Origin of the sequence: Proteus hauseri ATCC 700826 (assembly GCF_001654965.1) — a bacterium.
Lineage (GTDB): Bacteria > Pseudomonadota > Gammaproteobacteria > Enterobacterales > Enterobacteriaceae > Proteus > Proteus hauseri.
This window is the reverse complement of sequence record NZ_LXEV01000016.1, coordinates 60,638-76,400: the sequence shown is the minus strand read 5'-3', so window position 1 is coordinate 76,400 and position 15,763 is coordinate 60,638. Positions and strand designations below refer to the sequence as shown.

General features: G+C 37.5%; 10 protein-coding genes and 1 pseudogene. 4 read left to right on the top strand and 7 right to left on the bottom strand.

Features of this window, described 5'->3' with window-relative positions; all coding sequences use genetic code 11:
- Positions 1-2: 2 nt before the first annotated feature.
- Positions 3-692 carry a phosphate regulon transcriptional regulator PhoB gene (phoB, locus tag M997_RS04915; protein ID WP_064718994.1) on the bottom strand — a complete coding sequence of 230 codons (690 nt, stop codon included), beginning with the start codon at positions 690-692 and terminating at the stop codon, positions 3-5.
- 221 nt (positions 693-913) lie between these two features.
- On the opposite strand from phoB, the gene sbcD reads away from it, so the two are divergent.
- The 3 genes from sbcD to M997_RS04900 all read left to right on the top strand — a co-directional run bounded on the left by sbcD (position 914) and on the right by M997_RS04900 (position 6,605).
- On the top strand, positions 914-2,146 hold the full coding sequence (gene sbcD / locus M997_RS04910) for an exonuclease subunit SbcD (protein WP_064718993.1): 1,233 nt from the start codon (positions 914-916) through the stop codon (positions 2,144-2,146).
- The gene (locus tag M997_RS04905) at positions 2,146-5,847 is read left to right on the top strand and encodes an AAA family ATPase (RefSeq protein WP_064718992.1); all 3,702 of its coding nucleotides are present in this window, start codon (positions 2,146-2,148) and stop codon (positions 5,845-5,847) included. The genes sbcD and M997_RS04905 overlap by 1 nt, the downstream gene beginning before the upstream one ends.
- Before the next feature lie 158 nt (positions 5,848-6,005).
- Positions 6,006-6,605 (top strand): nitroreductase family protein, encoded by a 600-nt coding sequence (locus tag M997_RS04900; protein ID WP_064718991.1) that lies wholly within the window; start codon positions 6,006-6,008, stop codon positions 6,603-6,605.
- Between the two features lie 124 nt (positions 6,606-6,729).
- Here the strand turns inward: M997_RS04900 and M997_RS04895 are convergent.
- The 6 genes and pseudogenes from M997_RS04895 to M997_RS04870 form a co-directional block, all read right to left on the bottom strand.
- Positions 6,730-7,000 (bottom strand): annotated as a pseudogene (locus tag M997_RS04895) (type II toxin-antitoxin system RelE/ParE family toxin).
- Between the two features lie 31 nt (positions 7,001-7,031).
- Positions 7,032-7,262, bottom strand: coding sequence for a ParD-like family protein (locus M997_RS04890; protein ID WP_064718990.1), 231 nt, complete (start codon positions 7,260-7,262; stop codon positions 7,032-7,034).
- Positions 7,263-7,638: 376 nt separating this feature from the next.
- Positions 7,639-9,261 (bottom strand): bifunctional metallophosphatase/5'-nucleotidase, encoded by a 1,623-nt coding sequence (locus tag M997_RS04885; protein ID WP_064718989.1) that lies wholly within the window; start codon positions 9,259-9,261, stop codon positions 7,639-7,641.
- A gap of 18 nt (positions 9,262-9,279) precedes the next feature.
- Positions 9,280-10,056, bottom strand: coding sequence for a ribonuclease T2 family protein (locus M997_RS04880; RefSeq protein ID WP_064718988.1), 777 nt, complete (start codon positions 10,054-10,056; stop codon positions 9,280-9,282).
- Positions 10,057-10,140: 84 nt separating this feature from the next.
- Positions 10,141-12,096: a bifunctional 2',3'-cyclic-nucleotide 2'-phosphodiesterase/3'-nucleotidase gene (locus M997_RS04875; protein WP_064718987.1), complete on the bottom strand. Its 1,956-nt coding sequence runs from the start codon at positions 12,094-12,096 to the stop codon at positions 10,141-10,143.
- An 84-nt stretch (positions 12,097-12,180) separates the two neighbouring features.
- On the bottom strand, positions 12,181-13,374 hold the full coding sequence (locus tag M997_RS04870; protein ID WP_239994678.1) for a porin: 1,194 nt from the start codon (positions 13,372-13,374) through the stop codon (positions 12,181-12,183).
- A gap of 1,354 nt (positions 13,375-14,728) precedes the next feature.
- Here M997_RS04870 and rdgC point away from each other — a divergent pair.
- Complete coding sequence (gene rdgC, locus M997_RS04865; protein ID WP_064718985.1) at positions 14,729-15,637, top strand: recombination-associated protein RdgC; 909 nt, start codon at positions 14,729-14,731, stop codon at positions 15,635-15,637.
- Positions 15,638-15,763 lie beyond the last annotated feature (126 nt).

Here is a 15,763-nt window from a genome sequence, read left to right as displayed (position 1 = left end):
ACTCAGAAACGGGCAGAGAAGCGATATCCCGTTCCACGTACCGTTTGTATCATTCTGTCATGCCCATCTTGTTCTATCGCTTTACGTAATCGACGGATATGAACATCAACGGTTCGGTCTTCCACATAAACATTCGTTCCCCAAACATAGTTTAGTAGTTGTTCTCTACTGTACACACGTTCAGGATGCGTCATAAAAAAGTGCAGGAGTTTAAATTCAGTTGGCCCCATATCTATCGGCTTATCTTGGCTTGTAACTCGGTGTGACACTGGGTCAAGGTTTAATCCATTAAATTCAATAAGATCTTCAGCTGACATTGGTGATAAGCGTCGTAAAATAGCTTTGACTCGTGCGACTAACTCTTTAGGTGAAAAAGGTTTAATAACATAATCATCAGCACCCGTTTCGAGTCCTTTGACTTTGTCTTCTTCTTCGCCTTTTGCCGTTAACATAATTATAGGGATATCACGGGTGGTACTTTCCCGCTTCATTTGCTTTATTATCTGTAATCCTGATCCACCCGGGATCATCCAATCTAATAAAACCAGATCAGGGTAAGGATCGATAAGAAAACTCAATGCAGAATCATAATCTTCTGCTTCAATGGGTTGAAATCCATTTTGCTCAAGCACAAAACAGATCATCTCTCGAATTGCGGTTTCATCTTCAACAACAAGAATACGCCTTGCCATACTCTATCCTGTGTTATGTATATAGAGGGTCGTAATGATTATGAGGCACTTTTATGACAGATTTATGACTAACCATGACATTACTGGAATACGAGGGTGTTGTTAAGGTAAATAATACAAAATAAGGTGAAAAATCACGCAAAAAAAAGCATCTACAACGTATTTTCACTAAAAAAGCGAGGTGCGCTATACTCCTTGCTAGATTAAAAAGAGGAATAGCAATGCGGATTATTCACACATCAGACTGGCATTTAGGGCAATATTTTTTTACCAAAAGCCGAGCGCAAGAACATCAACAATTTCTTGATTGGTTACTAAAACAAATACGTGATTACCATGTTGATGCACTTATTGTTGCTGGTGATATTTTTGATACTGGCTCGCCCCCCAGTTATGCCAGAGAACTTTATAACCGCTTTGTTGTTGCTATGAAAGACACCCAGTGTCAGCTTATTATTCTAGCTGGAAATCATGATTCTGTTGCAACATTAAATGAATCGAAATCATTGTTAGCCTGTTTAAATACTACCGTAATTGCCAATGTGCATTACGATGAACCTCAACCCCCTGTTATTCTTAATCAAAAAAATAACACGCCGGGAGCGCTGCTTTGTGCCATTCCTTACCTGCGTCCTAGAGATATGATAACCAGCCAAAGTGGACAATCAGGCGCACAAAAACAAAATGCATTAAAAGATGCTATAGCGGCTTATTACCACAACCAATATCAAGATGCACTAGCCTTGCGTAATCAATTAGATGTAGCTATTCCAATTATCGCAACAGGTCATCTTACAACGGTTGGTGCCAGTGTTAGTGATTCGACCCGTGAGATTTACATTGGCACTTTAGATGCATTTTCAGCCACGTTATTCCCTAAATTTGATTACATTGCACTCGGACATATCCATCGCCCACAAATAGTGAACAAATCAGAACATATTCGTTATAGTGGTGCTCCTATTCCACTGAGTTTTGATGAAAGTGGGCAACAAAAAAGCATCTGTCTTATCGATTTTGAGCAAGACCAACTATCTCAACTTACGCTATTACCTATTCCTGAATTTCAACTTTTACGTACCATAAAGGGCTCACTAAAAGAGATTGAAACGCAGTTAGAAAAACTCAGTGACCAGCATCAAGGGCAAGACATCACTATTTGGCTTGATATTGAAGTGGCAACACAAGATTACCTCAGTGATATACAAAGCCGAATTCAAGCGCTGACTGATAATCCACTTTTTGATGTAATTCGATTAAGAAGAGCGAAGCAACAACGAAATGCACTGACTCAAGATGAAAAAGAGACACTATCAGAGCTCTCGGTGTATGACGTTTTTGACCGACGTTTAGCGCAATATGAAATTGATGACCCACAAAAAAAACAACAACTAAAAACGCTATTTAAGCAAGCTGTTGAGATGGCAGAACAAGAGGATAATAAAGAAGCATAATGAAAATCTTAAGTCTGCGTTTTAAAAATATTAACTCCCTAAAAGGCGAGTGGAAAATTGATTTTTGCCAAGAACCTTTTGTCAGTAATGGATTATTTGCAATAACTGGCCCTACTGGTGCTGGTAAAACAACGCTGTTAGATGCGATTAGTTTAGCGCTTTATCACCGAACACCTCGTTTAGATAAAGTCACACAATCACAAAATGAATTAATGACACGCCATACCGCGCAATGTTTAGCAGAAGTTGAGTTTGAAGTAAAAGGTGTGCCATATCGTGCATTTTGGGAACAACGCCGCGCGAATTATAAAGAAGATGGCAACCTTCAAGCCCCCCAAGCAGAGTTGGTAAAAATCAATACAACAGGTGGTGACGATAAAATATTGGCAACAAAAATTAGCCAAGTAAAAGAGATGATCATTAGTATCACAGGGCTTGATTTTGAACGTTTTACTAAATCGATGTTACTTTCACAAGGGCAATTTGCTGCTTTTCTCAATGCAGATGATAAATCTCGAGCTGAATTATTAGAAGAACTCACCGGAACCGATATTTATCGTCATATTTCACGCACTATTTTTGATAATTGGCGAGAAGAAGAAAAAATATTAAACGCCTTAAAACAACAAGCTCAAATGATGGCGTTATTAGATGAAACTGCTCGTCAAGCGCTATTAACTCAACAAACAGAGATCCATACTCAAGAGACTCAATTACAAAAAGAGCAATTGGAATATCAAACCACTAAACAATGGCAAGAAAAAGAAGCCGATTTAAAACAACAACAAAATGCAGCGCTCATTGGTGTAAATGCAGCACAAGAAGCTCTAGTCGCAGCACAGCCCGATATTCAACGCCTTGAAAATAGCGAACCTGCCGAAAAAATTCGACCACTTTTTGATGAGAAAAACCGACTTTTACAAGAGCAAAGCTATATTGAAAAACAACTATTAACGATCAATAGTGAAAAACAGCTACTTGAACAACAAAGTCAGCCTATTAATGAAAAACTGGCTATATCTCGCGATAAACAGAAAAAGCACCAAGAGCAAAAACAACAAACACTGCAATTAATTCGAGAGAAAATCACGCCGCTAGATAGTCAGTTAGCTCTATTACATCAAGAAATTACTGCCAAAACGCATCAAAAAAATAGCGTCGAAAAAATATGTTCAGATTCGCAAGAACAGATTACTCAAATACAACGACAGTGGACATCATCACAAGCAAATCTAGACCAATTAAATGACTATTTAATTAAACATGCATCCCATGCTCAATTAACAGAAAGCCTACCTTTATGGCAACGTTATTTTGAGCAATATGATGAAGTTACAGCGCAATATCAAACAAGCCTGTTAAATGAAAAAAAAGAGCAAGAAAAAGAACAAGTACTGGCTATATCACTAAAAAAAGCCATTAACGAATTAGATGAGCAACAAATACGCCTTCATTTACAACAGCAACAATGGCAAACACATCAAACTCAGCTTGAAGAACAATTTAAAACGGATGCAATTTCGGATATTCCACCCCGCATACAACAAATAAATCAGCAACGAAATGCGCTGGCCAAATTGACCGGGCTACAAACCCAACTACAACGTAATACAAAAATAGCGCAGCAATATCATCAAACATTTGCAGACAATCAGCAGAAAATAACTACGCTAGCAGAAACAATCCGCACTAATGAAACGGTTTTAAAAGAAAAAGAACAGCACTTTAATGATTTAAGTGATAAATATCGTCTTGAACAAAAAATCGCTGAATATGAAAAAGATAGAAAACATTTAATCAAAGATAAACCATGCCCGCTTTGCGGTTCACTACAACATCCTTATATTGAGCAATATACAGAAATTAAGCCCGATGAAACGCAACAACGGCTAGAGCAATTAAAGCAATTTATACATAATTTGACCGTAGAGCTTGTTGAGCAAAAAACGCAATCGACCGGCTATCAAACACAAAATAAAAAACTAACAGAAGAGATAAACCAACTCACTCAAGAAACTGAAGTATTAGAAAAACAATGGCATAAATTAGTAAAAATATATTCATTATCTGTTGCTGATTATGCTGAAAACACCTTGCTTGAATTAGACCAAAAACTAGATCAAGAAGAAAAAGAACTCGAAGAAAAACAAAAAAACTATAAAGCATTAGAAATACAAACAACCCAAGAAATGACTTTATTATCAAATGCAAAAGAACTGTTCAATCAGCAACAGCAATCCGTTATTCGTCAACAAAGTGACTTAGAACATCTGCAAAAAAACATGGCTTATCAACATCAGCAAACGACTCAATTACTGCAACAACAAGAACAATTAGCCAAAGATATTCATAACCGAGTTAAACAACAAGGCTATGATTTGTGTCAGTTTGCAGAAAAAACACAGTGGTTAGCTGAACGTAAAGCAGAAAATCAGCAATATCAATCTACGTTAAAAACGCAGCAAGAATTACAGCAAACACTACGCGAGTTGCAACTCTCACTGAAAGAAAAACAACGTTATCGGGTTGAAGCTCAAAAAGAGCGTGACACTCTTTTAGCTGATTTACAGCAACAGATTAATCAGCAAAAGAAAATTCAAACCCAACGCCAAACTTTATTTGGTACTCAAGTCACCGAAGATGTTAGAAATGAGCTAGATAAGCAGAGTTATTTATTACAACAAGAGATTGAACAATATAGTAATGAAAAAAATCAGCTAGAAATTCGCCTCAGCCAACTGAATGGGCAATATCAAGAAAATAATAAATCGCTTCAACGTGTTAAAAAACAGCTGCAACAAGCAACAGAACAATATCAACAAGCTTTGGCTGATAGCCTGTTTGCAAATGAAAGCGAGTTTCTTAGTGCGCTGTTATCACCCGAAGAAAGAATGCAATTACAGCAACAGCAAAAACAGCGTTTAGATAAGCTATTACAAGAAAAAACACGTTTAGAAACACAAGAAAAAGCATATCAACATCATTTATTGCAACAGCCATTATTATCAACTCAGTTAAGTCTTGAGCAGATAACCGCACATTTAGTATCACTAGACACCCAAGGAAAGGTGTTACAAGAGACAAAATTTCGTATTCAAGAACAACTTCGTCATGATGAAGAAAAACGCCAAGAACAACAAAGCTTGCTAACAAAAATAGCACAACAACAGTCTCATTTTGATGATTGGAGCTACCTTAACGATTTAGTCGGTTCTGCAAATGGAGATAAATTCAGTCGTTTTGCACAAGGTTTAACCTTAGATCACCTCATTTATTTGGCTAATCGCCGCTTAGAAAAGCTTCATGGACGCTATTTTTTACAACGTAAAACTCCAGCGAGCCTCGAATTACAAATTGCCGATACTTGGCAGGCAGATGCATTACGCGATACTCGTACCCTTTCTGGCGGTGAAAGCTTTTTGGTGAGTTTATCTCTTGCATTAGCGCTTTCTGATTTAGTCAGCAATAAAACACAAATTGAATCACTCTTCTTAGATGAAGGTTTTGGCACATTGGATCCAGATACTCTGGATATCGCATTAGATGCACTCGATAGTCTTAATGCGTCAGGTAAGATTATTGGCGTGATTAGCCATGTTGAAGCAATGAAAGAACGTATTCCAGTACAAATAAAAGTGAAGAAAGCGGGCGGTTTAGGGATAAGCCAGCTCTCGCCTGAATTTAAGTATGCAGGTAAATAATAGATAAATCATAAGGTTAAAAACTAGGTCGAATATTTTGACCTAACTGATTAAATTTTTTATCTATCAATAAATCACAGATAGCACCTATAGTAGGTTTATAGATTAGCTCAACGGGCTATACGCATTAAGCGCTTAATATTATCAAGGAGACAACGATGTCTAACAAATTTACTGATTTAATGAAACAACGTAGAACAATTTATCATTTAGGTAATCAGCTTCCTATCGACGAAGAAAAAGTTATTGCAACTATCAAAGAAGCCGTTAAAGAAAGCCCTTCTGCATTTAACTCACAAACTTCTCGCGTTGTTGTTCTGTTTGGTGAACAGCATCACGCACTGTGGAACATTGTTAAAAACACCTTGAAAAAGTTAATCCCAGCAGACGCTTTTAGCGCTACAGAAGCTAAAATTGACAGCTTTGCAGCAGGGGCTGGTTCGATTCTTTATTTTGAAGATACTGATATTGTTAAAGGTCTTCAAGAGCAGTTCCCACTGTATGCAGAAAACTTCCCTGTATGGTCAGAACAAGCAAGTGGTATGGCTCAGCTTTCTGTTTGGACTGCATTAGCAGCAGAAAAAATTGGCGCGTCATTACAACACTACAACCCAATTATTGATGATGAAGTTCATGCAACTTGGGATCTGCCAAAAACGTGGAAACTAAGAGCTCAAATGGTTTTCGGTTCTATTGAACAAGAAGCTGGCGAGAAAAACTACATCGAAGATGATGCTCGTTTTAAAGTATTTAAATAAAACATCTTACTAAATTACCCTACAGCATTACCCTCTTTACTTTCATTCCTTTGCCCACAGCCACTGTGGGTTTTTTTATTACATACCCACAAAAAAAGCGTGGTGGCATAAGGTCACCACGCTTTTATGATTTAATCAGTTTCAGATTAGTCTTTCGCTGTTTTTTCTGAGGCGTCATAGAAATTTTCATGAGCCTCTATATGTAGTAGATACAGTTCAACTTTGTTGGCTACCCATGAATAACCTAGTAGTACAGTCAACTCATTAAGCCTAAATTTGTGCACTCTGAGATAAGCAAGATTGTCTTTTTTCCTCTCACCAATCAATGGATTATCGATTATTTGATCAATTTCATCTTCAATGATTTTCACATCTTACCCAGGCAAATTTTTCATTACCTTTTCAAATCGAGCAGACTGATAAACATCAATCTCTTTTGGTGGTTCGGACGTATCGAGAAACCTTTTTGTTTTCGACTTCCACCTGTGCCAGTAACAATTCTTCGATAAAGCTATATGGCAGATCAGGGTTATCTTCAGCTATACGCCCGATTTTAGCCCAGTGTTCAATTTGTTTAGGAGCACTTCTGCTTTTCGCTTCCGCATGCATTTTAGCATCAGACACAAAGTCTTTATCTAATCTTACGGAAATAGCTATTGTTTACACTCCTAATACCTATCGGGTGCTTTAACTGGATAGAATTAATTCTATCCTTGTTTATGTTAATAATTTATAAGAACTTAATTCTATAAATTTTTATATTAATAACTCACGATAAAAATAAAACTTTTGTCGCTAAATGCAGCAATACATTACACACTATTTATTGTAAAGACTGAAAATTTAGTTCTCATATCTTAATACTCGCTAAGATACACATGTTCCATAATAGAAACATAAAAAAAGAGCAAAGTGCGCAATGAATACAAAGGTAGGGATGGACCCTTTGTGTTCAACACTTTGCTCTCTTTATTTAGTTACGCACCTCTTACAAAAACAGAGGTGCGATTTTCACAAGGCGTATGAAAATACCTTATTTGCGTGTGATGTTATTTGCTTTTGGTTGAGCAATTGGAGACTGTTCTGCAAAGTATTTCACTACTGCATCAACGTCTGGCACGCTATAAACTGGATCTTTACCTTCTTTTAATACTGAGAAGTTACTACCACCTGTTGCTAAGTATTCATTAGCAACCACACGGTAGTTCGCTTTCATATCAACAGGTTTGCCATCAATACGCATTGATTCAGCAATAACACGATTGCCTACTGGTGCTTTGCTGTCCCATGTATATTGGAAGTTGCCTGAAATAGCTAACACTTGCGGGCGCGAACGATCCCACTGTTGCTCTAGCAGACGTTTAATTTGTTCACCGGTTAAGGTTTGAGTTAACAGTACGTTAGAGAATGGCTGTACAGTGTAGATTGCGTTATAAGAAACGTCACCACCCGTCATGTCGGCACGAATACCACCGCCATTCATCAGACCAATTTGTGCACCACCCATCTCTTTTGGTTTTGCTGTATACAGATGTGCATCAGCGATAACTTGACCTAAACCTGACTCACCTGCATCGTTAGTTTGCTTAGTTAAGTTACCTTCTAACTTACCAATAATGCGGTTCGCTAATGGAGTAGCGATTTTTTCGTAAGCTTCTAACAGTTTGGTAATTGCCGGATCTTTTTCATATTTGCGGTTATCAACCCAAATATTACGTGCTTCAACATCAACAACGTCTTTTGTTGTTTTGTCTAATTTCAGGTCTATACGCGTTAACATTGCACCGTTTGATTGTGCCGATGTTACTGATCTACCATTGATAGTACAGTTGTAAGCTTGGTGAGTATGACCCGTTACAACAAAATCAATTGCTGGATCTAATTGTTCAACAACACCTAATACTTTACCGGTAATACCATTACATGCGTTGATATTAACTGGGCCACCATCTCGACGCTGTGCAGCACCTTCGTGGATTAACACACCTATCGCTTGAACACCTTGTGCTTTTAGCTGGGGAACTAAGGCGTTAATTGTTTTTGCTTCGTTGTGGAAGCTTAAACCTTCAGTACCTTTTGGTGTTACGATAGCCGCAGTACCTTCTAAAGTGACACCAATGAACGCAACAGGGATACCGTTAAATTCTTTGATAACATATTCAGGAAGTAGCGTTTTGCCTGTTTCATTAACAGTAACGTTAGCCGCTAAATATTGGAAATCAGCACCTTTAAATTCTGTTGGCCCTTGGCAACCTGTTACTGGGTGGCAACCACCGTTTTGCTTACGCAGTAATTCGCCCATGCCTTTATCAAATTCGTGGTTACCAACCGAAGTGGCTTCCAGTCCTGCTAATGATAATGCTTCAATTGAAGGCTCATCATGGAACATAGAAGATAACAGTGGGCTTGCACCAACCATATCACCCGCTGCAACAACGATGTTGTTAGGGTTATCTTTCTTCATTTCTTTGATTAATGTTGCCATGTGCTCAATGCCACCAGGTTTGTTTGGACCTGGCGCTTTAAGCGCACCGTGGAAGTCATTCATTGCAATAACACGAACGTCAACAACATTAGCTTCGTCGTAATTCTTTGCGCAACCCGCTAATAAGACTGAGCTTACAGCAAGTGCAACGAGTTTATATTTATGGTTCATTTAAGTTTATCCCTAAGATCAAAATTCACGTTTCGGACAATCAATTACTTCGAAATCTTTGCTATAACAGATATAGAATTCATCTCGATTAATTTGGATTTCCTTATCCTTCAATGATGGGTTGTGTTCTTTTAAGAACTTAATCAACTCACTATTCGAAGGACGGCCTTCTGGTAGTACTAACGCATCAAATAACGCTTGTTGCTGACCAAAGAATGCATCAGGAGTATCAAATGCACAGACACCGTGTTTTTCCCACTCGCCTTGTAACAGATCAATACCCGGAGATGAGCACAGGTAAGGTTTGATCGCTGAATACTCTAATGGTGCTAAATCGCCTTTACATAAACGAGGATGCTTGCGTATATCTTTCCAATCGCGACATTCATCCCATGATTTACCATCACAGGTTTCAGCCCACAGCCCATGAACAATCCAGCCAAATTTGTTATCAGAGAAACACTGGATTTCAAATTTATCAAACTCACGTTTTGCACGATCTTTTTCATTGTCGTTATTTAAACGTTTAATATTATTACTTTTATAGTCACAAAAAGCAGGTGAGTAGTTAATCGCCAGCTTGAAATAATCTGTTGATGCAGTGCTGTTTTGACCATAACGATCATTCGCAGCAATGTAGTCATAAGGTGCAGTAGGTGCATCAGGTAAAACGCAAGAAACACCTTCAACTAACTTAGCTTGGGGTTTTAGTGGTTCTGTTATTTCAGGTGTTTGCGTTACACAACCAGCAAGAATTAAAGCAAATACCGCGGGTAGTAACTTCATAAAGCGCATAAGATCCCCTTAAAGAGTATTTAAGCCACTCTTTTGGTTCAAAATGTTAGGAAAACCTGCCCGAATGGGCAGGTATTTATCGGCTTATTTTTTTTCAGTCAAATCGATTTTGTAAATTGCAAAACCAATTTCGTCATTTCCAACGAAAGTCATTGGATACTGAGCAAAATCTTTAATAAATGCAGCCGCTTTTTCACTTGGAGAAGTTTCAAAACGAATATCTAGCGCTTTATCAGTCTTAATAGGTAAGAAAGACCAGTTGTTAGCCGCTTTAGTGACAACTTCGCCTTTCTCTTTAGTTTCTTTCGCAATATAAGAAGCTAAAATAGCGCGGTTTTCATCCGGAGATGCAAATGCGATGTTGCTTTCACCTGTTCCCGCAAATTTACCGCCGTATCCACGGTAGTTATTTGTCGCAACTAAGAATGTTGCTTTAGGATCAATCGGCTTGCCTTCATAAGTGACGTCTTTAATACGATTTGCATCTTTATTAATGACTTGGCAATCAACGTCGTATTTAGCTGGTTGAGTTACGTCAACTTTATAATTCACACCACTGATGGTATCGAAGTTATAAGTACGGAAACCATCCCAGTTAATCAGTTCTTGTGGTTTAGTTGAATTTACATCAACTTGGTTCCACATACCCGCTGAACATTCTAACCACTCAATAACATCAGCACCGGTCGCTTTAACAACAACTAATGTATTTGGATACAGATACAGGTCGGCAGCATTACGGAATGTCAGGTCACCTTTTTCAACTTCGACGAAGTCTGCTGGTGCGTTTTTACGACCACCTGCTTTAAATGGTGCCGCTGCGCCTAATACTGGCAGTCCGTCTAAGTTAGGATCGCCTTGAATAAAGTGTTTGGTGTAATCAACTTGAGCGTCGTTAACGATTTGTACTGTAGGATCGCTTTGCACTAATGCAAGGAAGCTATACATGTTAGCAGATGCTTTACCAATGTGTTTACCGACGAAATCGCGAGTACCTTGGTGTGCTTTTTCAATGATTTGAGCCAATTGTGCATCACGTTCAACTAATGCTTTTTTGTTCGCTTTATCAAAGATTGGACGAGCTTCACCTGTTGCTTGTGTCATCACCCATTTACCGCTGTCGTTATTGATAACCATATCAACGACACCTAAGTGATCACCCCATTGACCAGGCATAACAGCTGGAATGCCGTTTACAGTACCTTTAGCAATATCAACGCCTTTAATACCTTCAAACTCTTTGCTTGGGAATACGCCATGCGCATGACCAAACATAATTGCGTTAATACCTTCAACTTCACTCAGATAATACACTGAGTTTTCAGCCATTGCTTTGTACGGTTCAGAAGCAAAACCAGAATGAGGAATAGCCACAATCAGGTCCGCACCCTCTTTTTTCATTTGAGGAACGAATTTTCTCGCTGTTTCTGTAATGTCATTAACAACGACCTTACCATCCAGATTGGCTTTATCCCAGATTAAGATCTGTGGTGGTACAAAGCCGATATAACCAATCTTGATAGTGTGTTCTTTGCCATCACGATCTTTTACTGGTGTATCTACAATGATATAAGGTGTGAAATAGTTTTCGCCTGTTTTTGCATCAAGAATGTTGGCATTGATGTAAGGGAACTTCGCACCAGCGATAGCTTTTTTCAGATAATCAAGACCATAGTTAAATTCATGATTACCAAAGTTACCTACTGTATAACCCATTGTGTTCATCAGCTGATGCGCAGGATGGGATTCCCCTTTTTCGATACCTTTAGCTGCTTGATAGTCAGCCAGCGGGCTGCCTTGGATCAAGTCACCGTTATCAACTAAAACCGCATTGGTTACTTCAGCTTTTGCTGCTTTGATTAAATTAGCAGTACGGACATAACCAAACTGTTCAGTTGGTTTATCTTTGAAGTAGTCAAAATCGATTAAGTTACTATGAACATCAGAGGTCTCCATAATACGGAGATCAACTGTTGCAGCATTCACATTGAATGCAACAAACATTGCTAATGTTGAAATCTTCAACACATTCTTAACCATTACACACCCCTTATATATTGGTTAACAGGAGAGCGATATCGCTCTCCTTTCATTACTTCTGTCAAACCTTAATTCTTGGCAGGACTAGAAGTACAGACGCATACCGGTTTCGAAGATATATTGTTTTTTATCTTCATATTTCGGGTTTTCGCTACGAGCATCGTCGTATGCCATTTCAGCAAATAAACGTAAGTTGTTGTATTTAGATACCGCAAAACGTTTATCTACACCCACAGTATAGGTTTCTTTTTTGTAGTTGAAAGTGTTCGCATCACCATCACGCAGGTAGTAACCCGCATACATGCCACTTTCGATACGATCCCAGTGCCATTTCACACCAACACCATACAGATCAGCTTTCCAATCGCCTTTAACTGAGTTCCAACCACGTGGAGCTTGGTTTGAATACAGTGCTAAACCTGGATTTTTACCACGAGATTGACCATAGTCTAAACCGATAGAAAATTCACGACCTGGGAAGAAGTATTCCGCACCAAATGCTAAAATACTGTTCTCTGGAACTTTGTCTTTATTTGGACCAGTAACGTTTGCTTCACCTTTAGCTGCTGAGTAACCCGCATCAAACTCTAAACCGAAGGTTGATTTATAGAAACCAACTAATGAATATGCACGAGTGATATCACCGGCTACACGACGTCCATCTTCACCCGTTTTACCCGTCACAGTACCCGCTAATTTAAAGCCTTCATAACGGTTAGTTTCGATGAAAATAGTTTGTGGTAAACGAGTCATGAAGTTGTTTTTACCAACACCATTAGTATTTACATATTTACCATTAACCGTAGTTTCGCCACCAGAATAACCCACTGAACGGCCTAGAACATCACTAAAGTAGAATACACCCGTGTTACCATAGCCGTAGCTTGATTTTTTAACCCAGTCGATAGGAATATAAGTACGACCAAATTGGATTTGACCATAATCACGGTGAGAGAAACCGACATAACCAACACGGTTGTACATTTCAAAGTTTGATTTAGGGTTATCACTATTTGTTTTTTGAGTGTCTGAACCCCACTCTAATTTACCAAATACTTTGATATCGTTAGTCAGTTCATGTGAACCGAAGAAACCGATACGGCTACCATCATCAGTCATTTTCATTTCATGATTTTGGCTAGTTACTTGTGTTTTTAAACGAAACTGACCATTTACATCGAAACGTGTCCCTTTATCGTTATACACGTTTACTGCGTTTGCTGATCCAGAAAGGATCAGTAAACCAACCAATGCTGCTAAAGGCTTCAAGCTTTTCATGATTAAAATACCCATCTATTTTCTATAGTTTTATGATTTTCTTTAAGGTTAAAAAGAATACCGCCGTAATTTAATTAACCTGTAATTCAGACAAAAAGATCCCTGCCACGAATTTCGAAAAAGAAAATCGCTCTCACAATCGATAATTTTTATGACTACTAATTATTACTCTACTTTTACTCTACTTATTACTCTATAAAACTTCTTAAGGGTTTTAATTTCTGGACACAGACGTAATCACCATTAAGACGTAAAAATAACGTCCTCATCTATATTTAAATAAAGGCATTACTTTTATTTCTATCTGGAAATGAATTACATCATTGATGTTTTCGCTGGCATGTTACTCAAAAAAAAGCCTAACTTTCGTGATGCAGCCCACAATTACACCAACATACATTTTCATGGTTACATACCTAAGTGATAGGTATCACATTAAAGAGTAAAGATACGTGTTTTTTGAACTTAATCAACTTTTTCAAAATTATTATTTTTACTTTTTCTTTTATATTTCATTCCGTTATAGCATTATTTTTTTTGACAATAAAAAATTTATCTCCTCCTTTAATATATTTAAAAGGAAGTATTAATTTTAACCACTAAATAAATAACACTAAAGGTTTAAATATTATTATTCTGAATTAATAATTTTATATTTTTATATTTATTTCTTATTTAAATAAAAACAAAGTCGAATTTAAATACAATTTCACTGGTGGTAACGAATAACAACTGCTCATTAAAAGAATAAACAACCAAAAATATTAATAAAGAAAGCACAATAGCGAGATTCAATTACAATATCTAATCAATACGTAGAGGTATTAAAAAAAACCAAAGAAACATTACAAAATCTAAACAATAACCATATGTAATATAAAAAGGCCATTTGTGCGATTTTCACTATATTTAGAAAATAAATATTCAAGTTTGTGATCGCCATCACTATAAATCCAATGAAAAATCACCTGTTATATTTTCCTAATTTTGTGATATCAATCACACACAATCGTCAAGAAGATTTTTGTTTTGTAAATTACTACAGGGATAATTCAGAAAATCATTTCATATTATGAATAAAAAATAGCTATAAAAAGAAAGAACGTGATCATGGTCACATAACAAGTTGTACTAAAAATTCAGTAATTTCATTATTAATATTCTTAAGTAAATTAAAACAATTGAGAATGCCTATCATTTTCATGAATTGGTTTCACTAATTATTCGTTTCAGCTTTTCTTGGCGTTTTTATTAAATAACCCACTGAGTATTTTCTTTTCAGGGATATTACCTTTTAGATACTCCAAACATTCAGTATCATATCGGAGTTAATTATGATTAAGGGGAATATCAGATGCTGTGGTTTAAAAATATTTTGGTCTATCGCTTAAATAAAGAGATAGCACTGTCAATGGATGAGTTAGAACAACAGCTTGCTTCATTGGCATTCACTCCTTGCAGTAGCCAAGATATGACAAGGACAGGCTGGGTTTCACCTATGGGTGACCGAGGTGATGCTTTTATTCATGTTGCAGGCAAACAAGTGATGCTGTGCGCTCGAAAAGAAGACAAAATTTTACCCGCAACCGTCATAAAACAAGCGGTACAAGAAAAAGTAGAAAAACTTGAGGGTGAGCAAGGTCGTAAACTGAAAAAAATGGAAAAAGCCACATTAAAAGATGAAGTGGTTCATACCCTACTTCCTCGTGCTTTTAGTAAGTTTAGTCAAACCTTTTTATGGCTAGATTTAGAAAAACAACTCATCATCATCGATTCAGGTAGTTCAAAACGCGCCGAAGACAATTTAGCGCTGTTACGTAAAACCCTTGGTTCTTTGCCTGTTGTTCCACTTAATTTTAACGAATCTGTTGAGCTGAAAATGACAGAATGGGTACGCTCTGGTGAACTACCAGCAGGGTTCTCATTAATGGATGAAGCGGAATTAAAAGCGGTATTAGAAGAAGGCGGCGTTATTCGCTGTAAAAAACAAGAACTGGTTTCTGATGAAATTGCGACACATATTGAAGCGGGCAAATTTGTCACTAAGCTTTCTATCGATTGGGAAGAGCGCCTGCAATTTATGCTTTGTGATGATGGCTCAATAAAACGGATCAAGTTTAGTGAAACTTTACGTGAACAAAATGATGATATTGATAAAGCAGATTTTGCCCAACGTTTTGATGCCGATTTCGTTTTAATGACTGGTGAACTCAGTGCTTTAATTGAACGAGTCACCGAAGTCCTAGGTGGCGAAGCCGAGTAATCCAGATAAAATCACGGGTAGAACAGCCAATTCACCGATCTACCCGCCGTTAATTTTTACCCCCTCACCCCTTCACTCCCTTCACTCTTTTATCTTTTTATTCTTTTAGCTCTTTCTATCCTCATA

Coding starts and splice junctions, on each gene's coding strand:
- M997_RS04885 (WP_064718989.1), bottom strand. CDS start 9,261: ATGAACCATAAATATAAACTCGTTGCACTTGCTGTAAGCTCAGTCTTA.
- phoB (WP_064718994.1), bottom strand. CDS start 692: ATGGCAAGGCGTATTCTTGTTGTTGAAGATGAAACCGCAATTCGAGAG.
- M997_RS04880 (WP_064718988.1), bottom strand. CDS start 10,056: ATGCGCTTTATGAAGTTACTACCCGCGGTATTTGCTTTAATTCTTGCT.
- rdgC (WP_064718985.1), top strand. CDS start 14,729: ATGCTGTGGTTTAAAAATATTTTGGTCTATCGCTTAAATAAAGAGATA.
- sbcD (WP_064718993.1), top strand. CDS start 914: ATGCGGATTATTCACACATCAGACTGGCATTTAGGGCAATATTTTTTT.
- M997_RS04900 (WP_064718991.1), top strand. CDS start 6,006: ATGTCTAACAAATTTACTGATTTAATGAAACAACGTAGAACAATTTAT.
- M997_RS04875 (WP_064718987.1), bottom strand. CDS start 12,096: ATGGTTAAGAATGTGTTGAAGATTTCAACATTAGCAATGTTTGTTGCA.
- M997_RS04870 (WP_239994678.1), bottom strand. CDS start 13,374: ATGAAAAGCTTGAAGCCTTTAGCAGCATTGGTTGGTTTACTGATCCTT.
- M997_RS04905 (WP_064718992.1), top strand. CDS start 2,146: ATGAAAATCTTAAGTCTGCGTTTTAAAAATATTAACTCCCTAAAAGGC.